We start from the raw sequence: 23,177 nt of genomic DNA, 5'->3' as shown, positions 1-23,177 counted from the left end.
GCCGAATGCAGCGCGCGGGTATCCGGCGCGGGCAAGGCCTTGCGGTCGAGCTTGCCGTTGGGCGTAAGCGGCAGTTGATCGAGAAAGACCAGTTGGGTGGGTACCATGAAGTCCGGCATCTGTTGCGCCAGACGCGCCTTGAGCTGTTCACCCAGGCGCGCCTCGGCCGCCATGTCCAGGCTGCTGTCCTGGCTGACAAGCCAAGCCACCAGGCTCGTGCCGCTCGACGTTTCACGAGCCAGCACTACGGCGTCGCGTACTTCAGTTTGAGCGTGGAGGCGTGCTTCTATTTCTCCCAGCTCAATGCGCAGGCCACGGATTTTCACCTGATGGTCAATCCGGCCGATGTATTCGATTACGCCATTTTCAGCGTGGCGCACCAGGTCGCCGGTACGGTACAGGCGAGCAGCGGCCGACTCGCCAAACGGATCGGGAACGAAGCGTTCAGCGGTCAGCCCCGGGCGCTGGTGATAACCACGGGCCAGGGACTCACCACCGATGTACAACTCGCCAATTGCGCCGATGGCGCAAGGCTGCAAGGCGCCGTCCAGCACATAGGTGCGTACGTTGTTGATTGGACGGCCGATGGCGATGATTCGCCCGTCGTCTTCGACGGTGGGAGCCACCACATGGCTGCTGGTATCAATCGTGGCCTCGGTAGGGCCATAAAGATTGCGCAGCTCGCCATCGAACAGCCCCAGGGCCTGGCGGGAAAGATGCGCACTCAGCGCTTCGCCGCCACACAGCAGCAGGCGCAGGGAGGCCAGATGTTCACGGGTCGCCAGCGGCAACAGGGCCTGCAGCAACGATGGCGCCATTTGCAGCACGCTGATACGCCAACGTTCCACCTCGGCCCACAAGGTGGTCAAGTCCAGGTTCAACTGCGGCGAAGCCAATACCAGTTGCGCACCGCTCATCAGCGGCAACCAGAATTCCCACACCGAGGCGTCGAAACTAACGGCGGTCTTTTGCAGAACGCGGTCGCTGTGATTCAGCTTCAGGCAACCCTGCATCCATTCCATATGGTTGCTCAGCGCGCCATGGCGAATCGTCACGCCTTTGGGTTTACCGGTGGAACCGGAGGTATAGATCACATAGGCGAGGTTCTGGCTGTCGACGGTGACCGCAGGCTCGTGCTCGCTGTAGCCATCGAACCGGTCGGGCAGTGCGTCCAGCAGCAGGCAGTCCACGGCCACGTCGGCGAAGTACGGCTGTACGCTGGTTTCGGTCAACAGCAAGGCAATGCCACTGTCCTCGACCATGTACATCAAACGATCCTGTGGATAAGCAGGGTCCAGCGGTACATAGGCACCGCCGGCCTTGAGGATCGCCAGCAACCCGACGACCATCTGCACACTGCGCGGCATGCACAGGCCCACCAACACGTCCGGACCTACACCCCGCTCGATCAACGCATGAGCCAGGCGATTGGCGCGCAGGTTGAGCTGGGCATAGGTCAGCGACGCTTGATCGGCCAACAGGGCCGGCGCATCGGGCGTGCGTCGGGCCTGGGCCTCGAACCATTGATGAACGTGGCATCGGTCGGTGGCCGGCACTGCCGTGGCATTCCAGTCGCGCAACAGCACGGTGCGCGTCGCCGCGCCTACCAGGTCGATATCACCCAGGCTGCGGTCGGCGGCCAGGCTCACCATCTGCGCGAGCACGTGCTCCACCTGCTCAGCCAGGCGCTGGATTGTATGTGTATGGAACGCAGCATGGGCATAAGTGAAGTGCAGGCTCAGGGTCTCATTGAGATTAACGGCCAGGGTCAATGGGAAATTAGTCTGTTCCTGATTACCCACCGTGCCGAAGCTCAGGCCGGACGGCGCCTGCGCTTGCAGGGCCTCGGCCAGCGGGTAGTTTTCGAACACCAGCAGCGTGTCGAACAGGCCTTCACCGCCCTGCCCGGCCCAGCGCTGAATCTCGAACAGCGGTGTGTGTTCATGCTCGCGCAACGCAACGTTGCGGGCCTGAAGCTGTTGCAACAGGCTGGTGACCGATTGTTCCGGCCGGGGGCTGGCAATCACCGGCAGGGTGTTGATGAACAGGCCGATCTGCTGCTCGACACCTTTGAGCTCGGCGGGGCGCCCCGACACCGTGGCGCCGAAGGCCACCGTGTCATGCCCGGTGTAATGCTGCAGGAGCAGCAACCACACCGCCTGGACAACGGTGTTGAGGGTGACTTTCTGCTGGCGAGCGAACTCGCCCAAGCGCTGGGTCTGCTGGCGGGACAGTGAGTGATACAGGCTGGCGTGGCTGGTCTCGAAAGCCGGCTGCTGCGCTGCGAAACGGTTTTCGGCGAGGCGTGTCGGCGCTTCGAGCGCATGCAGTTGCGCGCGCCAGAACGTTTCGCTGGCCTTGGCATCACGCCCTTGCAGCCAGGCAATGTAGTCACGATAGCGGCCGGCAGGTCGCGGCAGCGCCTGGCCATCGTAACGTTGCAGCACCTCGCCCAGCAGCTGCGAGTTGCTCCAGCCATCCATCAGAATGTGGTGATGGGTATAAATCAGGTGATAACGCTGCTCTGCGGTCTTGACCAGCACCAGCCGCAGCAGCGGCGCGAGGGCCAGGTCGAAACCCTGGTCGCGCTCGCCGCACGCCAACTCGACGAGGGCCTGCGGGGCATCCGTGCGGGTGCTCCAATCCAGCGAGGTAAAGGGTACGCGCACCTGCTTGTGCACCACCTGCACCGGTTGCTCGCTGCCCTCCCAGATGAAACTGCTGCGTAAAATGTCATGGGCGTCGACCGCCGCCTGCCAGGCTGCCTCGAAACGCTGCGGGTCGAGACCGTCGATGTCCAGGCACATCTGATTGATGTACTGACCGCTGCCGTGTTCGTACAAACTGTGAAACAGCATGCCCTGCTGCATCGGTGCCAGCGGGTAGAGGTCATCCACCGAACGGGCCGCGAGGCCCAGGCTATCGAGTTGCACCTGGGTAAAGCTGGCCAGCGGGAAGTCGGAAGGCGTCATGCCATGGTTTGCCGGGTCGCAGCAATGACCGATCAGCAGTGCCAGCTCGGCTGCATAATCATCGGCCAATCGCTGGATGGTGGCCTGCTCGAACTGTTGGTGGCTGAACGTCCAGCCCAGGCTCAGTACGCCATCAAATACCCGCCCGTTGAGGCTCAGCCAATTGCCCAGGGGCGCCATCGAGCTTTGCTCTTCACCGGCGCTTTCGCTGGCCGGGCTGAACAACGCGCCCTGTTCCTTATCGAAGCTGGCGTCGAACTGGCCCAGGTAGTTAAAGGTAATACGTGGCACCGGCAGCGCTTGCAAGGCTGACCGGCTGGCCGCGTCACCGAGGAAGCGCAGCGCGCCGAAACCTACACCCTTGTCCGGGATCGACCGCAACCCTTGCTTGATCGACTTGATCGAGTCCCCGAGTGCCGCCGCCGGCGATAACTTGACCGGGAACAGACTGGTGAACCAACCCACGGTGCGCGTCAGGTCGATGTTGGCAAACAGCTCTTCGCGGCCATGGCCTTCAAGCTGGATCAAGGTGCTTGCATGCCCGGTCCAACGGCAAATCACCCGCGCCAAGGCTGTCAGCAACAGGTCGTTGACCTGAGTGCGATAGGCGGCCGGCGCTTCCTGAAGCAGTTGGCGCGTAAGGTGTTTGTCCAGGCGCGTATGAACAGTGCTGGCCTGGCCGTTCTGTGGGTTCGCCTCGGGGTTGAGGCACGGCAGATCCGCCGGCGCACCTTGCAGTTGCGCCTGCCAGTAGGCCAACTGCTGCTGCAATTGCGTGCTACGTGCATGCGCTTGCAACTGTTCGGCAAACGCCTTGACCGAACTGGTCTTGGCCGGTAATTGCAACGCTTGCCCGGCGAGCAATTGGTTGTAGGTAGTTTGCAGATCGTCGAACAGAATCCTCCACGACACGCCGTCCACCGCCAGGTGATGGATCACCAGCAGCAGCCGCTGAGTACCATCGCCCAAGGTTGCCAAAACGCCACGCAGCAACGGTCCGGTTTGCAGGTTCAGGCTGCGCTGGGCTTGATTGGCCAGCACTTCCAGCGCGGCTGCATCGGCCACCGGGCGCACCCATAACAGGTCGTTGCGCATCGATACTTCGCGATGGCTGGCACTCCAACCTTCGGCGCTTTCGTTGAACATCACCCGCAACGCGTCGTGATGCACCACCAGCGCCTGCAACGCTTGCTCCACCAGCGCCGCTTGCAACGGGCTGGCCGGTTGCAGCAGCACCGACTGGTTGTAGTGATGACGCTGCGGGATGGCATCGGCAAAGTAGGCCTGTTGAATCGGCAGCAGCAACGCCGGGCCCTGCACGGGAGCCTGATCCATCACCTGCACCTCGGCACCGGTCTGCGCGACAGTCGCCAATGCCTGCACCGTCTGGTGCTGGAACAGGTCTTTGGGACTAAAGCGAATGCCAGACTGCCGAGCGCGACTGACCACCTGAATCGAGATAATCGAGTCGCCACCCAGTTCGAAGAAATTGTCGGTGAGGCCAACCCGTTCCAGTTTCAGCACGTCTTGCCAAATCGCAGCGATTTGCTGTTCCAGTGCACTTTGCGGCGCCACGTACGCTTGCTGTACCTGGCTCGCGTCTGGCTGCGGCAAGGCCTTGCGGTCGAGTTTGCCGTTGGCGGTCAGCGGCCATTCACTGAGGAACAGCAGGTGCGTGGGCACCATGTAGTCCGGCAGGTCAGCCTTCAATTGCGCCTTGAGGGCGCCCGCATCCTCGACGCCTTGCGCCGGGATCACGTAAGCCACCAGTTGCTGGCCGTTCAGCCCTTCCTGGGCCAATACCACGGCTTCGCGCACCGCCGCCAGGGCGTTCAGGCGCGCTTCAATTTCACCCAGTTCGATACGGAAACCACGGATTTTTACCTGGTGGTCAATCCGCCCGATGTATTCGATCACACCGTCGCTGCGGTATTGCGCCAAATCGCCGGTGCGGTACAACCGCGCGCCGCTTTCACCGAAAGGGTCCGGGATAAAACGCAGCGCCGTCAGGTCGCCACGGTTCAGGTAACCCCGGGCCAGGCCGGCACGGCCAACATACAGTTCACCGATGCAGCCTTTGGCCACCGGGTTCAGTTCACCGTCGAGCAAGTACCACGACAGGTCAGCTATCGGCTCGCCGATCGGGCTGCTGGCGTCCTGTTCAAGATCAGCCACCGACAGCGGACGGTAGGTCACGTGCACCGTGGTTTCGGTGATGCCGTACATGTTGATCAACTGTGGCGCGCTGTCGCCAAACCGTTCGAACCAGGGGCGCAGGCCTTTGACGTCCAGCGCCTCGCCGCCGAATACCACATAGCGCAGGGCATTGGCCCGTGAGTCGGCACAGGCCACGTGCATCAACTGCTTGAACGCCGACGGCGTCTGGTTGAGCACCGTGACGCCCGCGTCGCACAACAGGTCGAGGAATTCCTGGGGCGAGCGGCTGACGTCGTACGGCACGATCAGCAGTTCGCCACCGTGCAGCAGTGCTCCGAAAATCTCCCAGACCGAGAAGTCGAAAGCATAGGAATGAAACAGGCTCCAGACGTCCTGCGGGCCAAAGCCGAACCACGGTTCAGTGGCGGCGAACAGACGCAGGATGTTGTGGTGCGCGAGCAAGGTGCCTTTGGGGTTGCCGGTGGAACCGGAGGTGTAGATCACGTAGGCGAGGTTCGAGGGATCCATGACGACGTGCGGATCACTGTCGGCAAAGGCGCTGACGTCCGTGTCCAAAAACAGTGTTTGCACGCCGCCAGGCAACGGTAATTGACCGGCCAGCGAGGCCTGGGTCAGCAGCAGTTGGATACCACTGTCTTGCATCATGTAGGCCAGGCGGTCCTGCGGGTACGTTGGGTCGAGCGGCACGTAGGCGCCACCGGCCTTGAGGATCGCCAGCAGGCCGACAATCATCTCGATACCCCGCTCGGCGGCCAGGCCCACCAGTACGTCCGGACCCACGCCGTGAGCGATCAACTGGTGGGCGCGGCGGTTGGCCTGGGTATTCAGTTCGGCGTAGGTCAGGGTCTGGCCGTTGCAACGCAAGGCCACGGCGCCGGGCCTCTGGCGGGCCTGTTCGGCAATCAGTTGATGGGCGCAGGTGTCGCTTGGGAAGCTGCGCAGGCCAGGGTTCCACTGGGCGATGTTGTGCTGTTGCTCGGTCGCATCCAGCAACGGCAGTTCGCCGATGCGCTGTTGCGGATCGGCGACGATGCCTTGCAGCAGGTTCAGCCAGTGAGCGGCCATACGCTCCGCAGTGCTCGCATCGAACAGGTCGGTGGCGTAGGTGAGGGTTGCACTGAGCTCGCCGTCGGCGTCCAGGGTGTCGAGGGTCAAGTCGAACTGGGCGGTACGGCTTTCCCACTCCTGAGCCTTGATCACCAGCCCCGGCAGTTGCGGGATAGCTTGGCGGCCGGCGCTCTGGTGGTTGTACAACACCTGGAACAACGGGCTGTGGCTCAGGTTGCGCTCGGGGCGCAAGGCTTCGACCAGTTGCTCGAACGGTAGATCCTGATGCGCCTCGGCGCCAAGCGCCGCCGTCTTGACCTGTTGCAGCAGTTCGCTGAAACGCTGTTGCGGATCGACTTCAGCCTTGAGCACCTGGGTATTGACGAAGAAACCGATCAGGCCTTCGGTCTCGACCCGGTTACGGTTGGCAATCGGTACGCCCACGCGGATATCAGACTGGCCGCTGTAACGGTGCAGCAGGCCCTGGAACGAAGCCAGCAACAGCATGAACAGGCTGCAGCCTTCGCCCTGGGCCAGTTGCCGCAGTTGTTGGCCCAATGCCTGTGGCAACTGGACGCCCAGACGGGCGCCGGCAAAGCTCTGGCGTGCCGGTCGCGGACGGTCCGCAGGCAGTTCCAGCAATGGCTGTTCACCGCCCAGGACGCGGGTCCAGTAAGCCAACTGCCGCTCGCGCTCACCGGCGTCCATCCATTGGCGTTGCCACACCGCGTAATCGGCATACTGAATCGGTAATTCGACCGGTTCAACCGACCCGCCCTGGCTGTAGGCGGCATAACGTTCAATCAGTTCCTGCACCAGCAACTGCATCGACCAGCCATCGGAGACGATGTGGTGCTGGGTCAGCACCAACACCTGTTCATCGGCCGCCACCTGAAGCAGCCCGACCCGCAGCAGCGGGCCGTTTAGCAGGTCGAACGGCTGGCTGATCTGATCGCGAACAAAAGCCTGGATCTGTTCGGCCGGGTTGGCCGAGGTCAGGTCGAGATGCTGCGGCGTCAGCAGCGGGCCGGGTTCGGTATGGATGACCTGGTACGCACGCTCATCCCTCTGGACAAAGGTCGTGCGCAGACTCTCGTGACGCTGCACCAGTGCGCTGAAGCTGCGTTGCAGCGCCTTCAAATCCAGGCGGCCATGAATCCGTAGCGCCGCCGGGATGTGGTACGCCGCACTGGAGGGCTCCATTTGCCAAAGGAACCACTGGCGTTGCTGGGCGTAGGACAAGGGCAACGGCTCGTCACGCGGCACCGTTGGAATGCTCGCCGGCTTCGCCACTTGGGTTTGCTCAAGTGCAGCCACGCAAGCCTTGAGGCTGACATTTTCGAACAGCTTGCGCAGTTGCAGGTTCATGCCAAGGTGTTGGCGGATGCGCGACACCATCTGCGTAGCCAGCAGTGAATGGCCACCCAGTTCGAAGAAATTGTCGGTGAGGCCAACCCGTTCCAGTTTCAGCACGTCTTGCCAAATCGCTGCGACTTGCCGTTCCAGTGCACTTTGCGGCGCCACGTACGCTTGCTGTACCTGGCTCGCGTCTGGCTGCGGCAAGGCCTTGCGGTCGAGTTTGCCGTTGGCGGTCAGCGGCCATTCACTGAGGAACAGCAGGTGCGTGGGCACCATGTAGTCCGGCAGGTCAGCCTTCAATTGCGCCTTGAGGGCGCCCGCATCCTCGACGCCTTGCGCCGGGATCACGTAAGCCACCAGTTGCTGGCCGTTCAGCCCTTCCTGGGCCAATACCACGGCTTCGCGCACCGCCGCCAGGGCGTTCAGGCGCGCTTCAATTTCACCCAGTTCGATACGGAAACCACGGATTTTTACCTGGTGGTCAATCCGCCCGATGTACTCGATCACACCGTCGCTGCGGTATTGCGCCAAATCGCCGGTGCGGTACAACCGCGCGCCGCTTTCACCGAAAGGGTCCGGGATAAAACGCAGCGCCGTCAGGTCGCCACGGTTCAGGTAACCCCGGGCCAGGCCGGCACGGCCAACATACAGTTCACCGATGCAGCCTTTGGCCACCGGGTTCAGTTCACCGTCGAGCAAGTACCACGACAGGTCAGCTATCGGCTCGCCGATCGGGCTGCTGGCGTCCTGTTCAAGATCAGCCACCGACAGCGGACGGTAGGTCACGTGCACCGTGGTTTCGGTGATGCCGTACATGTTGATCAACTGTGGCGCGCTCTCGCCAAACCGTTCGAACCAGGGGCGCAGGCCTTTGACGTCCAGCGCCTCGCCGCCGAATACCACATAGCGCAGGGCATTGGCCCGTGAGTCGGCACAGGCCACGTGCATCAACTGCTTGAACGCCGACGGCGTCTGGTTGAGCACCGTGACGCCCGCGTCGCACAACAGGTCGAGGAATTCCTGGGGCGAGCGGCTGACGTCGTACGGCACGATCAGCAGTTCGCCACCGTGCAGCAGTGCTCCGAAAATCTCCCAGACCGAGAAGTCGAAAGCATAGGAATGAAACAGGCTCCAGACGTCCTGCGGGCCGAAGCCGAACCACGGTTCAGTGGCGGCGAACAGACGCAGGATGTTGTGGTGCGCGAGCAAGGTGCCTTTGGGGTTACCGGTGGAACCGGAGGTGTAGATCACGTAGGCGAGGTTCGAGGGATCCATGACGACGTGCGGATCACTGTCGGCAAAGGCGCTGACGTCCGTGTCCAAAAACAGTGTTTGCACGCCGCCAGGCACCGGTAATTGACCGGCCAGCGAGGCCTGGGTCAGCAGCAGTTGGATACCACTGTCTTGCATCATGTAGGCCAGGCGGTCCTGCGGGTACGTTGGGTCGAGCGGCACGTAGGCGCCACCGGCCTTGAGGATCGCCAGCAGGCCGACAATCATCTCGATACCCCGCTCGGCGGCCAGGCCCACCAGTACGTCCGGACCCACGCCGTGAGCGATCAACTGATGGGCACGGCGGTTGGCCTGGGCATTCAGTTCGGCGTAGGTCAGGGTCTGGCCGTTGCAACGCAAGGCCACGGCGCCGGGCCTCTGGCGGGCCTGTTCGGCAATCAGTTGATGGGCGCAGGTGTCGCTTGGGAAGCTGCGCAGGCCAGGGTTCCACTGGGCGATGTTGTGCTGTTGCTCGGTCGCATCCAGCAACGGCAGTTCGCCGATGCGCTGTTGCGGATCGGCGACGATGCCTTGCAGCAGGTTCAGCCAGTGAGCGGCCAGGCGTTCGATGGTGCCGGCGTCGAATAAATCGGTGGCGTAGGTCAGTGTGGCAGCCAATGCGCCCTGGCTCTCGTGCGTGCCAAGGGTCAGGTCGAATTGCGCCGTGTGCGAGCTCCAATCCAGGCTCTCGACATGCAAGCCAGGCAGTTGCAACGCTTGGGCGGCGTCGCTGCTCTGGTGATTGAACATCACCTGGAACAACGGGCTGTGGCTCATGTGCCGGTCCGGTGCGAGCGCTTGCACCAATTGCTCGAATGGCAAATCCTGATGTGCCTGCGCGCCCAACGAAGCCTGCTTGACCTGCGCCAGTAATTGATCGAAAGGCATTGCCCCCTGAATGCGCGCATCCAGGACCTGGGTATTGACGAAGAAACCTATCAGGCCTTCGGTTTCCAGGCGGTTGCGATTGGCCACGGGCACACCCACGCGGATGTCCGACTGGCCGCTGTAACGGTGCAGCAATACCTGGAATGAGGCGAGCAACAGCATGAACAGGGTGCAGCCTTCGCGTTGGGCCACGTGTTTGAGGCGTTCGGTCAGCCCGGCACCGACGGCCAGGTCCAGCCGCGCACCGCGATAACTTTGTACGGCTGGGCGTGCGTGGTCCGTGGGTAACGGCAGTACTTCGCCACCATCACCCAGGCGCTCGGTCCAGTAGTCCAGTTGCCGCGCAAGCTCGCCGGCTTCCATCCATTTACGCTGCCAGATCGCGTAGTCGGCGTACTGAATCGGCAGCGGCAACAGATCCGCCGCCTGGCCGGTGCTGTGGGCAGCATAGAGTTTGACCAGGTCGTGAACCATGATCTGCGCCGAAGCGCCGTCACAAATGATGTGGTGCTGGGTCAGGACCAACACATGGTCGTCCGGCGCCAACTGCAACAGTTTGACCCGCAACAGCGGGCCCCGCTGCAAATCAAACAGCGCAGTGATTTCAGTATCAATCAGCGCCTTGAGCGCTGCGGCGTCCGGCACCGCTTCCAGCACCACCGTCGTAACCGGCAGGCTCAGGCACGCGTGCGCAACCTGCAACGGCCCTTGCGGCCCGTCGACAAACACCGTACGCAGCACCTCATGGCGCTCCAGCAACGCATCGAAGCTGCGCTGCAACGCCGGCAAATCCAGGGCACCGCGCAGCCGCAGCGCGGTCGGCACATGGTAAGCCGCGCTGTGGGGGTCCAGTTGCCAGAGGAACCATTGGCGCTCTTGGGCATAGGACAAGCCGATGTGCTCGAACTCATCACGCATCGCCGGAATCGGCAACGCGGCGAAGCTCATGTTTTTGCTGTGCAGTTTTTGCAGGAACGCTTGCCGTTGGGCGAGCGGCAAACGGATGAATCGCTGAACCAGAGACAGGTTATCGAGCTGAGTCATTTTCAAAGGGTCTCCAGGTCTGCCAGGAAATCATGCATCTCACTCAGGTCTTCGCTGGAGTGAGGTGTCAGGTGCACCGCCAGTTGCGCGGCATACTCCGACAGCGATGTGGTTCGGAATAAAAGGTCCAGGGGCACGGCTGCGCCTTGCTCCATTTGCAGGCGTGCGGTCGCTTGGGTCGCCAGCAACGAATGCCCGCCCAGCTCAAAGAAGTTGTCGTCGCGCCCTACCCGCGCAAGCTTGAGTACGTCTTGCCAGATCAGCGCGACGCTGTGCTCAAGCACCCCTTGTGGTGCCACATAGGCGCGCAGCGACTGATTGGCGTCGGGCAGCGGCAAGGCTTTGCGATCCAGCTTGCCGTTGGGTGTCAGCGGGAAGCGCTCAAGCAGCATCCAGTGCGCCGGAATCATGTAGTCCGGCAGGTCGCAGGCGAGCCGCGATTTCAGTTCGTCGCGCAGCGCCACCAGCGACTGCGCCTCGGCAGCCTCAGCGGTGGCCGCAATCAGGTAAGCCACCAGTTGCGTGCCGCCCGGTCCTTGCTGAGGGACTACCACGGCCTCGCGGATCGTGTCCTGCGCCAACAGGCACGCTTCGATCTCCCCCAGCTCGATGCGAAAACCACGAATCTTCACCTGGTGGTCTACGCGGCCGATGTACTCGATCACCCCGTCGACGCGATACCGCGCAAGGTCACCGGTGCGGTACAGCCGTGTGCCATTGCCAAATGGGTCCGGCAGGAAGCGTTCGGCGGTGAGTGCGGCTCGCTCGTGATAACCACGCGCCAGGCCATCACCGCCAATCAGCAATTCGCCGATCAAGCCGATGGGGTTCGGCGCAAAGTGCTCGCCGACGATGTACAGCGAAGTGTTGGCAATCGGCCGGCCGAGGTAAGGCAAGCGCTTGTCTGTGGTCAGTGGATAAGCCGCCGACCAGATGGTGGTTTCCGTGGGGCCGTAGAGGTTCCAGACCGGGCCTGCGACCGTCAGCAAGCGCTCGGCCAGGTCCTCGGCCAATGCCTCGCCGCCACACAGGCATTTGCGCCCGGCGAGACGCTCAGCCATGGGATGCTCAAGCAACATGCGCCACGTCGACGGCGTGGCCTGCACGATACTGACCTGCTGCTGTTCGATAATCCCCAGCAGTGCTTCAGGGTCGTGGGCGCTCTGTTTGTCCACCAGCACCACGGCCGCACCGCTGAACAGCGCGCCGTACAGCTCCAGGCCGAAGATATCGAACGAGAAGGTGGTCAGCGACAGCAAGCGGTCACTCGCCTCGATGCCCGGCTCGCGGGCCATGCTGGCGACGAAATTCACCAGGGCGCCATGGCGTACCATCACGCCCTTGGGTTTGCCGGTAGAGCCCGAGGTATAAATGGCGTAGCACAGGTTATCGCCGTCCACCGACACCTGTGGATCGGCCGCCTGTTCAGCACTGACCGGTTCATCCAGGGCACTCGGCAACACGGTTTGCACCCCGGCCGGAATCGGCAACTGGCGCAACAACGATGCCTGGGTCAGAAGCAACTGCAGCCCACTGTCTTCAATCATGTGGGCCAGGCGGTCCACCGGATAGTGCGGATCGAGCGGCACGTAAGCGCCACCGGCCTTGAGGATCGCCAACAGCCCGACAATCATGTCCACGCCACGCTCAAGGGCGATGCCTACCGGCTGATCGGCACCGACACCGCGCTCAATCAGGCGATGCGCCAGGCGGTTGGCCTGGGTGTTGAGTTGAGCGTAAGTCAGCGACTGGTCAGCAAACAGCAGCGCCGTGGCATCCGGCGTATGCCGTGCCCGGGCCTCAAACAGACGATGAATACAGTGCTCGCCCGGGTAGGCGCTCGCGGTGGCGTTCCAGGCCTGCACTTGCTGGCGGGTTTCACTCGGGTCCAGCAGCGTGAGTTCACCCAGCGGGCGTGCGGCACCGCTGCTCATTTGCAGCAGAAGACGCTTGAGGTGCATGCCGAGCTGCTCCACCGACGCCTGAGTGAAGCTTGCACATTGGTAACTGAACTGCACGCTCAGCTCGGTACCCAGGCCCACCAGCAGGGTCAACGGGTAGTTGGTTTGTTCCAGATTGCCCACGGCACCAAAGTGCAGGCCCTGGGGCGAACCTTTCTCCAGGGCTTCTGAAATCGGATAGTTCTCAAACACCAGGATGTTGTCGAACAGCGCTTCACCGCCCTGCCCCGCCCAGCGCTGGATATCGAACAACGCGGTGTGCTCGAAGTCCCGTAAAGCCAGGTTCTGCGCCTGGACGCTGTGCAGCCAATCCCCCAGGCTCTGCTCGGAGCGCGGGCTGGCAATGACCGGCAATGTGTTGATGAACAGGCCAATCTGTTGCTCGACACCTGCCAGGTCCGCTGGGCGGCCCGACACGGTTGCACCGAACGCGACACAGGGTTTACCGGTGTAACGCTGTAACAGTAACAGCCAGGCAGCCTGTACCACGGTGTTGAGAGTGACTTTTGCCTCGCGGGCAAAGTCGCCCAGATGGCGTGTTTGCTGTGCATCGAGGTGCAGGTGATGGTGGGCGTACAGGTGGCTTGCGATGCCTTGCGACGGGCGCGCAAACACCTGGGCCAGGCGAATCGGTTCATCCAGGGCGTGCAACTGGTCCTTCCAGAAGGTTTCGCCAAGCGACGCATCCTGGCGCTTGAGCCAGGCAATGTAATCGCGATACCGCCCAGCCGGCCGCGCCACGGTTTCTGCGCTGTAGTGCTGTAACACTTCGCCAAGCAACTGCGCGCTGCTCCAGCCATCCATCAGGATGTGATGGTTGGTGTAAATCAAGTGATGACGATCAGCCGCCGTGCGTACCAGTACCAGGCGCATCAATGGCGCGCAGGTCAGGTCCAGGCCTTGGGCGCGCTCCTCGTTGGCAAGGGTTTGCAATTCGGCATCCAGACCGGCGTGACCGCTCCAGTCGAGCACGCGGAACGGCACCTGCACCTGACGCTGCACCACCTGCATCGGTTGCTCAAGATTGCCCTGCCAGAAAAACCCGGTACGCAGGATGTCATGGGCATCGACCACGGCTTGCCAGGCCGCGCGGAAGCGTTGCGGGTCCACGCCATCAACGTCCAGGCGCATCTGGTTGATGTAGTTGCCGTTACCCTGTTCGAGCAGGGTATGGAACAACATGCCTTGCTGCATCGGCGACAATGGGTAGATATCGTCGACGGCCTGCGGCTCTGGCACCAACGTATCCAACTGCGCCTGGCTGAGCGCCGCCAGCGGGAAGTCAGACGGTGTGACGCCACGGTTAGCACGGTCGCAGCAATGGCCGATCAGCGCCGTCAGTTCTTGCACATAGTCATCGGCCAGACGCTGGATGGTCGCTTCATCGAACATCGCGGCGCTGAACGTCCAGCTCAGGTCCAGCTCACCCCCGAACACTTTGCCGTTGAGCGCCAGCGGGTTGCCGAGCGGCCCGTGCATGTTGACTTCTTCACCGCCGGATTCACCGGTTGGCACAAACAAGGCATCGGCGGCGGCATCGAAGCTGGCGTCGAACTGACCGAGATAGTTGAAGGTCAGGCACGGTACCGGCAAGGCCTGCAGCGACTCACGCGCCTGTTCATCGCCCAGGTGCGCGAGTGCACCGAAGCCGATGCCTTTATGCGGAATCGCCCGCAGCTGTTCCTTGATCTGCTTGAGCGACGCACCGAGGTCCACAACCGGCGACAGTCGCGCCGGGAAGACACTGGTGAACCAGCCCACGGTACGGGTCAGGTCGATGTGCTCGAACAGGTCTTCGCGACCGTGGCCCTCAAGCAACACCAACGCGTTGTCGTCCCCCGTCCAGCGCACCATCACGCGTGCCAGCGCGGTCAGCAACACGTCGTTGACCTGGGTGCGATAGGCCGCCGGGGCGTCCTGCAACAGCTGACGGGTCAGGGTCCGGTCCAGTTTGCTGCGAAGGGTCACGGCCTGATCGTGTCGCTGCCCGCCGTTCGGACGGTCATACGGCAAGGTTGCCGAAGCGCCCTGCAACTGTTGTTGCCAGAAACCCAGTTCGGCCTGCAGCGCAGGCGTTGCGGCGTAGTCCTGTAATGCTGCCGACCACGCCTTGAGAGCACTGGTCCTGGCCGGCAATTGCACAGCCATGCCAGCGGCAATCTGCCGGTAACCGTTTTGCAGGTCCTCGAACAGAATCCGCCACGACACGCCATCGACCACCAGGTGATGGACGATCAGCAACAGCCGTTGAGTACCATCAGCCAGGTTCGCCAGCACCGCACGGATCAACGCGCCACCGTTCAATTGCAGGCTGCGCTGGGCCTTGTCACCCAGCGCCTCAAGGGCTGCGAGGTCTGCGACCTCCACTTGCCACAGGCGCGCTTCATCCGCTTGTGCGACGGCGTTGCGGTAGTGCGCCGACCAGCCACCCGCCTGCTCGACAAAATCCAGGCGCAAGCTGTCGTGATGCGCCACCAACGCCTCCAGCGCCTGCTCCAGCACCTGCGCATCAAGGGCCTGTGTTGGCTTGAGCATCACCGACTGGTTCCAGTGGTGACGATCGGGGATGTCCTGCGCGAAGAATTGCTGATGAATCGGCAGCAGCACGGCAGTGCCGGTCGCCGGTTGCTGATCGATCAACTGCAGCGCCTCGCCGGTCTGTGCGACAACGGCCAGCGCCTGAATGGTCTGGTGCTGGAACAGGTCTTTGGGCGTGAAGCGAATCCCGGCCTGCCGCGCACGGCTGACCACCTGGATCGAAATGATCGAGTCGCCGCCCAGCTCGAAGAAGTTATCGCTGATGCCCACCTGCGCAAGCTTGAGCACGTCCTGCCAGATCGTCGCCAGTTGCTGCTCCAGCGCGTTCTGCGGAGCGACGTAGGCTTGTTGCAGTTGGCTGACATCCGGCTTGGGCAGGTTCTTGCGATCCAGCTTGCCGTTCGGCGTCAGCGGCATACGTTCCAGGCGCAGCACATACGCCGGGACCATGTGCGCCGGCAAGGTGGCCTGGAGTTGCGCACGCAGGTCTTCGGTGAAGTGCGCACGGGTTGAATCGCCGACCACGTAAGCCACCAGACGCTTGCCGCTGCCGGCACTGCCTTCCTGGGCCACAACCACCGCTTCGCGCACGCCACCCAGGGCTTGCAGAGCCGCTTCGACTTCACCTAGCTCGATGCGGAAACCGCGGATCTTCACCTGATTGTCGATACGGTCCAGATAGTCGAACGTGCCGTCGGCGCGCTGGCGCACCAGGTCGCCGGTGCGGTAAAGCAAGCCGCCAACTGCGCTGAACGGGTCAGCGACAAATCGTTCGGCGGTCAGCCCCGGGCGGTTGAGGTATCCACGGGCCAGCCCCGTCCCACCCAAGTACAGCTCACCGGCCATGCCTTGGGGCAACAGGTTCAGATCAGCGTCGAGCACATACGCGCTGCGGTCACCGATGCGGCTGCCGATCGGCGCGTAGGCGGCACCGCACGGCAGCTCGCGGCCGGCCTTCCAGATCAGCGGGGTGACCACGGTTTCGGTCGGGCCGTAGCCGTTGATGATGTAGTCCGGATCAAGCGCACGTTTGACCCGCTCGAAACTGGCGTTTGGCACCGCGTCGCCGCCAAAACAATAGATGCGCACCTTCGGCGGGTTACCGACGCGCTCGGCGTGTTCAGCCAGTTGTTGCAGGTACACCGGCGGGAATGCGACCACGGTGACGCCGTGCTCAATCATGGCGTTGTAGGTCTGCTCCGGCGTCCATAGCGTGTCGTCGCGAATCAGCAGCGAAGCACCGTGGGTCAGGCTGGTCAGCCAGCGTTCGTGGGCACCGTCGAAGGCGAACGACATGAAGTGGAATTCACAGTCGCTGTCGCGCATTTCATAGCGCTGCCCGATGGCCTGGCAATGCATGGCCAATGGACCGTGGGCAACGCCGACGCCTTTCGGATTGCCGGTGGAGCCGGAGGTGTAGATCACATACGCAAGGTTGTGCGGGTCGAGTGGCACCGACGGCGCCTTGATCGATTGCTCACGCAGATCAAGACGATCCAGTTCCAGCAACGGCACCGATTCGGCGACCGGCAATTGCGCCGACACCGACGAATCGCTGATCAGCAGCGCCAGCCCTGAATCCTCGATCAGATAGGCCAGGCGTTCACGCGGGTAACTGGTGTCCAGCGGCACATAAGCGCCGCCCGCCTTGAGCACCGCCAGCAACGCGACGATCACCGACTCACTGCGCGGCAACGCCACGCCTACCCGGGTTTCCGCACCCACGCCACGGGCGATCAGCGCGTGGGCCAGTTGGTTGGCGCGCTGGTCGATTTCACCATAGCTGAAGTGCTCTCCGTTGAAGATCACCGCCGTGCGCTGCGGGCGTTCGGCGGCCAGGGTGGCAATGCGCTGATGCACACTGATGCCTACCGGGTACGGCTGCGGGTGGTTCTCGGCGTGCTGGCGGGCGTGTTCATCAGCATTGGCCAGGGCGATTTCACCGAGGTTGCGCTCAGCCGACTCGGCAAACTGCTCAAGCAGTTGCAACAAATGCGCACTGATGCCTTCGATCACCTCACTCGCGAATTGGCCGCGGTCGAAGCTGTAATGCAACGCCAGCTGCCGGCCGAGGGTTACCGCCACGCTCAGCGCATAGTGCGTCTGCTCCAGATTGCCCACATCACCGAACACCAACCCTTGCCCGGCCTGGCTCAGCGCCTGGGCAACCGGGTAGTTTTCGAACACCAGGATATTGTCGAACAGCGCTTCACCGCCCTGCCCGGCCCAACGCTGGATGTCCGCCAGCGGCGTGTGTTCGAAGTCACGCAGGCTGAGGTTCTGCGCCTGCACCGCTTGCAACCAGTGGCCGACGCTTTGGTCCGGACGCGGCGCGCCAATCACCGGCAAGGTGTTGATGAACAGGCCGACCTGTTGCTCGATGCCGGGCAAGTCCGCCGGGCGCCCGGCCACGGTCGCACCGAACGCCACCGCTTCGTGCCCGGTATAGCGTTGCAGCAACAGCAGCCACGCGGCTTGCACCAAGGTGTTGACGGTGACTTTCTGCTGGCGGGCAAACGCCTCCAGCGCCTGGGTGCGTTGCGCGTCCAGCGTCAGGTAATGGTCGCCGTGACCGCGTTGGCGCTCGCCAGCGGTGGCCGCGCGGGCCAACCGGGTCGGCTCCTGCAGCGCGGCCAGTTGTTCGCTCCAGAAGTCCTGGCTCAACTGGCCGTCCTGGCGTTGCAGCCAGGCGATGTAATCGCGATAGCGTCCGCCGGCATTCGCCGGTGTGCGGCCGCCATAGCGCTGCAATACTTCGCCGAGCAACTGCGAGTTGCTCCAGCCGTCCATCAGGATGTGGTGATGGGTGTAGATCAGATGCCATTGATCGCTGCCGGTCTGTACCAGCACCAGGCGCAGCAAGGGCGCACAGGCCAGGTCAAAGCCTTGCACACGCTCGGCATCGGCCAGCGCCGCGAGGGCTGCGGGTTGATCGTCGCGGGCGCGCCAATCCAGCGTGGCGAACGGCAGTTGCACCTGCTTGTGCACGATCTGCAGCGGTTGCGCCAGTTCGCCCTGCCAGACAAAACCGCTGCGCAGGATGTCTTGCGCATCGACGGTGGCCTGCCATGCGGCGCGGAAACGCTCCGGGTCCAGGCCCTGCACGTCGACGCGCAACTGGTTGATGTACTCCCCGGCCGCCTGCTCGTACAGGGTATGGAACAGCAACCCTTGCTGCATCGGCGACAGTGGATACAGATCGTCAAGCTGACCGGCCGGCACCGGCAGTGCATCGAGCTGCGCCTGCGTGACCTGTGCCAGCGGAAAGTCCGACGGCGTGGCTTGCGCGGCCGGTAAGGTGCAGCAATGTTCGATCAGCGCCTGCAGCTCGCTGGCGTAGTGATCCACCAGTCGCTGCACGGTCGCGCCGTCGAACATCTCGCGGCTGAAGCCCCAGCTCATTGAAAGCTCGCCGCCATAGACCTGGCTTTCAACGGTCAGCCAGTTGGCCAGCGGTGCCGCCAGGTCCTGGGCTACGCCGCTGGTTTCAGCGGACGGCACAAACAAGGCAGCCTCATCAAACTGACGGTCGAACTGACCCAGATAGTTGAAGGTGATGCGCGGTGGCGCCAGTGCCGCCAGCTCGGCGCGCACGGCAGGTGCCGCCAGATGACGCAGCACGCCGTAGCCCAGCCCTTTGTCCGGCACCGCGCGCAGTTGCTCCTTGATCGACTTGATCGAACCGTCGAGGTCATCGCAAGCGGTCAGGTTGACCGCGAACAGGCTGGTGAACCAACCCACGGTGCGGCTCAGGTCGATGTCATCGAACAGGTCTTCACGGCCATGGCCTTCGAGTTCGATCAGCGTGCCCGGCTGCCCGCTCCAGCAACTGATGGTGCGTGCCAACGCAGTGAGCAGCAGGTCATTGACCTGGGTGCGATAGGCGGCGGGCGCCTGTTGCAGCAACTGACGGGTACGCTCGGCGTCGAGTCGCCACTCGATTTTCTCGCCATGCAGATTTTGCAGGCTGGCGTCAGGTCGCTCGCACGGCAGGTCCTTCGCGTCCTGATGCTGGATTTTCCAGTACGCCAGTTGCTCATCGAAGCGTGGCGCTTGCTGTTCAAGGCGCGCGGTCCAGCTCTGGAACGCGCTGGTTTTCGCCGGCAGTTGAATGCCGCCGCCCGCCGCCAGCTGTTCGTAAGCCTGTTGCAGATCCTCCAGCAATACCCGCCAAGAAACCCCATCCACTACCAAGTGGTGAATGATCAGCGCCAGACGCTGGCTGCCATCGGCCAGCGTGACCAGCAAGGCTCGCAACAGCGGACCGCTTTGCAGGTCGAGGCTGCGCTGCGCCTCGCAGCAGAAGGCATTCAAGTGTTCGGCAGACTCGGCAGCGCGTAGCCACAGATCAGCGCTCGCCACCAGACCCTCGTGGCGTTGCTGCCAGCCCTCGGCGCTTTCGGTAAAACGCAGGCGCAAGGCATCGTGGTGATTGATGACGTGCGTCAGCGCTGTATCGAGCCACTGCGCATTCAATGCCTCACGCGGGGTCAACAGCAGCGATTGGTTCCAGTGCTCACGCACCGGCATCCCACGGCTGAAAAAATGGTGCTGGATCGGCCCGAGCACGGCGGCACCGGTCACCGGCCCCTGATCCACCGCCGAGCGATTGTCGAGGGTGGCGACCAGCGCCAGGCTGCGCACGGTCTGGTACTGGAACAGGTCACGCGGGCTGACGCGGATACCGGCTTGCCGCGCACGGCTGACCACTTGAATGGAGATGATCGAGTCGCCGCCCAGTTCGAAGAAGTTGTCTTCCAGGCCTACATGTTCGACCGCCAGCACGTCGCTCCAGATTGCGGCCAAGGTTTTTTGCAGGTCACTTTCCGGCGCCACAAACGTCTGTTGCGACGCAGCATCCGGCAACGGCAAGGCCTTGCGGTCGAGCTTGCCGTTGGCGGTCACCGGCAGCTTCACCAGCGGCACCAGGTGGGTGGGCACCATGTATTCCGGCAGGCTGTTCAACAGCCACGCTTTCAACTCCGGTTGCCATGGGGTAGTTGGCTCGCCGCCTTCCAGCACCAGGTAGGCGACCAGTTGTTTGCCGCCCTGCACCAGCACCACCGCCTCGCGCACCAGCGGGTGTTGCATCAGGCGGGTCTCTATTTCACCCAGCTCGATACGCAGGCCGCGCAGCTTGACCTGGTGATCGAGGCGGCCGAGGTATTCGATCACGCCGTCGACGCGCTGGCGCACCCGGTCACCCGTGCGGTACAGCCGCGCGCCGTCATTGAACGGGCACGGCACAAAACGCTCGGCGGTCAACGCCGGGCGACGGTGGTAACTGCGGGCCAGCCCGGTGCCGCCGAGGTAAAGCTCACCGGCGACGCCTGCCGGCACCGGGTTCAGTTGCGCGTCCAGGACATAGGTGCCCAGGTTGGCAATGGGCCGGCCGATCGGCACGCTGTCGGCACCTTCGTCGATGCAGGTCCAGTGGGTGACATCGATGGCCGCTTCAGTCGGGCCGTAGAGGTTGTACAAACCGGCGCCGGGCAGTTTGGCGAACACCTGCAGCTGCGCATCCAGCGCCAGCGCCTCGCCGCTGCACACGATGCGTTTGAGGCTGGCGCAGGCCTGCACGCCCGGCTCATGGATAAATGCCTGGAGCATCGACGGCACGAAGTGCAGCGTGGTGATGGCGTGTTCGCCAATGGTCTCGATCAGGCGTGCAGGCTCGCGATGCGCGCCGGGCGCTGCGACCACCAGCCGTGCGCCGCTCATCAGCGGCCAGAAAAACTCCCACACCGAGACGTCAAAGCTGAACGGGGTTTTCTGCAACACCGCGTCACTGGCGTCCAGGCCATAGGCTTGCTGCATCCAGCACAGGCGGTTGACCAGCGCGCGATGGCTGTTGCCGGCGCCCTTGGGTTTGCCGGTGGAGCCGGAGGTGTAGATCACATAAGCAAGGTTCAGGGCTTGTACGCTGACGGCCAGCGACTCGCGGCTGTAGCCGTCGAGCCAGCCTTGTGCCTGGTCGAGTGCAATGACGTTGATGGCGTCGACCGGCAAGGTGGCCAGCAGACTTTGCTGGCTGAGCAGCAGCCCGATGCCGCTGTCTTCGATCATGTAGGCGAGGCGTTCGCGGGGGTATTCCGGGTCCAGCGGAACGTAGGCGCCACCGGCCTTGAGAATCGCCAGCAGGCCGACCACCATTTCGATGGAGCGCTCGATGCAAATACCCACCAGCACGTCCGGGCCAACACCTTGCTCGCGCAAGGCATGGGCCAGTTGGTTGGCGCGCGCGTCGAGCTGAGCGTAGGTCAACTGCGTAGCGCCGAATACCAGTGCAGTGGCGTGCGGAGTGCGTTGTACCTGGTCTTCGATCAGGTGGTGGATGCCACGTTCGGTGGGGTACGCCTCAACGGTCTGGTTCCAGTCATTCACCAGCACGTGCTGCTCATCGGCGGCGAGCATCGGCAGTTCACCGATGCGCTGGCTGCCATCGGCGACCATCGCCTGCAACAGGCTCAGCCAATGGCCGGCCATGCGCTCGATGGTGGCAGCGTTGAACAGGTCGTTGGCGTAGGTCAGCGCGGCGTGCAGGGTGCCGGATTTTTCAAAGGTATCCAGGCTCAGGTCAAACTGGGTCGTACGGCCTTGCCATTGCACCAGGGACAGCTCAAGCCCGGAGGCGGTGCTGACTGCGGCAATATCTGCCACGTGCGGCTGATGGTTGTACATCACCTGGAACAGCGGCGTGTGGCTCAGGCTGCGCTCGACTTTCAGGGCTTCTACCAGGCGCTCGAACGGCAACTCCTGATGGGCCTGGGCGCCCAGCGCGTGCTCCTTGATGCTTTGCAGCAGTTGGTCGACACGGGTTTGCCCGGTCAGCTCGGTACGCAGCACCTGGGTGTTGACGAAGAAACCGATCAGCCCTTCGACTTCGCTGCGGTTACGGTTGGCAATCGGCACGCCAACCCGAATATCGCCCTGGCCGGTGTAACGGTGCAGCAGCACGCTGAACGCGCCGAGCAGCAGCATGAACAAGGTGACGTTGTGTTTTTGCGCGCAACTGCGCAACTGCGTGGCCAGCGCCGGATCAATCGTTAAATCATGCCGGGTGCCCTGGTAGCTGGGCATCGCCGGGCGCGGATGGTCGATGGGCAGTTCCAGCACCGGGTGCTCATCCCCCAGGCGCGCCTGCCAGTATTCCAGCTGGCGGGCCTGCTCGCCCGCCTCCAGCCAACGCCGTTGCCACAGGGCGTAGTCGCTGTACTGGATCGGCAGGGCCGGCAATTGCGGCTGCTCGTTGCGCTCATGGGCGTCGTAGCAACCGATGAACTCGTCGATCAACACGTTCATCGACCAGCCGTCGGAGACGATGTGGTGCAAGGTCAGCAGTAGCACATGTTCCTGCTCGGCCAGCTTGAGTAATTGCACCCGCAGCAGCGGGCCGTTGGCCAGGTCGAAGGGCAATAGCGACTGGCGGGTGGCGGCTTGCGTCACCGCCTGCTCACGCTCGGCGGGTGCCAGGGCGCTGAAGTCCAACTGCTCGACGACCAGCGGCGATTGCGCGGGCACTTGCAACAGACGCTCATCCGCCTGGCGCTGGAACACCGTGCGCAGGGTTTCATGGCGGGCCACCAGGCTGGCGAACGCCTGCTCAATCGCCGGCAGGCTCAGCGCGCCCTTGAGCCGCACCGCGCCTGGCAGGTTATAGGCGCCGCTGGCAGGATCCAACTGCCAGAGAAACCACATCCGCTGCTGGGCGTAAGACAACGCTTGACGGTCCTCTGCCTCCACCCCTGCCGGAATCGGAAACCGGGAAAAATCCACCCCTTCCTTGTGCAACGCCTGGAGGAACATCTGGCGTTTTTCCAGGGGCAACCCGATAAACCGGCGAGCAAGTTTCAAGGAGTCTTCAGCGTTCATTTCTTGGGATCCGGGGCAATAGGCAGGAAGCACAAAGGCACGTCGT

Annotated in this window: 1 protein-coding gene and 3 pseudogenes; all 4 read right to left on the bottom strand. The window is 63.1% G+C overall.

The features are described from left to right. Positions 1-92: 92 nt before the first annotated feature. Positions 93-4,463: pseudogene (locus CEC48_RS32180) on the bottom strand (amino acid adenylation domain-containing protein); the annotation flags it as partial. A gap of 177 nt (positions 4,464-4,640) precedes the next feature. After that, positions 4,641-9,194, bottom strand: a pseudogene (locus CEC48_RS32175) (amino acid adenylation domain-containing protein); the annotation flags it as partial. A 159-nt stretch (positions 9,195-9,353) separates the two neighbouring features. Further along, positions 9,354-10,607, bottom strand: a pseudogene (locus CEC48_RS32170) (condensation domain-containing protein); the annotation flags it as partial. A gap of 155 nt (positions 10,608-10,762) precedes the next feature. After that, positions 10,763-23,131, bottom strand: a complete 12,369-nt coding sequence (locus tag CEC48_RS11780) for a non-ribosomal peptide synthase/polyketide synthase (RefSeq protein WP_088423896.1) — start codon at positions 23,129-23,131, stop codon at positions 10,763-10,765. Positions 23,132-23,177 lie beyond the last annotated feature (46 nt).

The sequence above is a fragment of the Pseudomonas sp. K2I15 genome (genome assembly GCF_002204795.1).
GTDB lineage: Bacteria > Pseudomonadota > Gammaproteobacteria > Pseudomonadales > Pseudomonadaceae > Aquipseudomonas.
The sequence above is the reverse complement of the archived record's forward strand: the minus strand, read 5'-3'. Positions and strand labels throughout refer to the sequence as shown.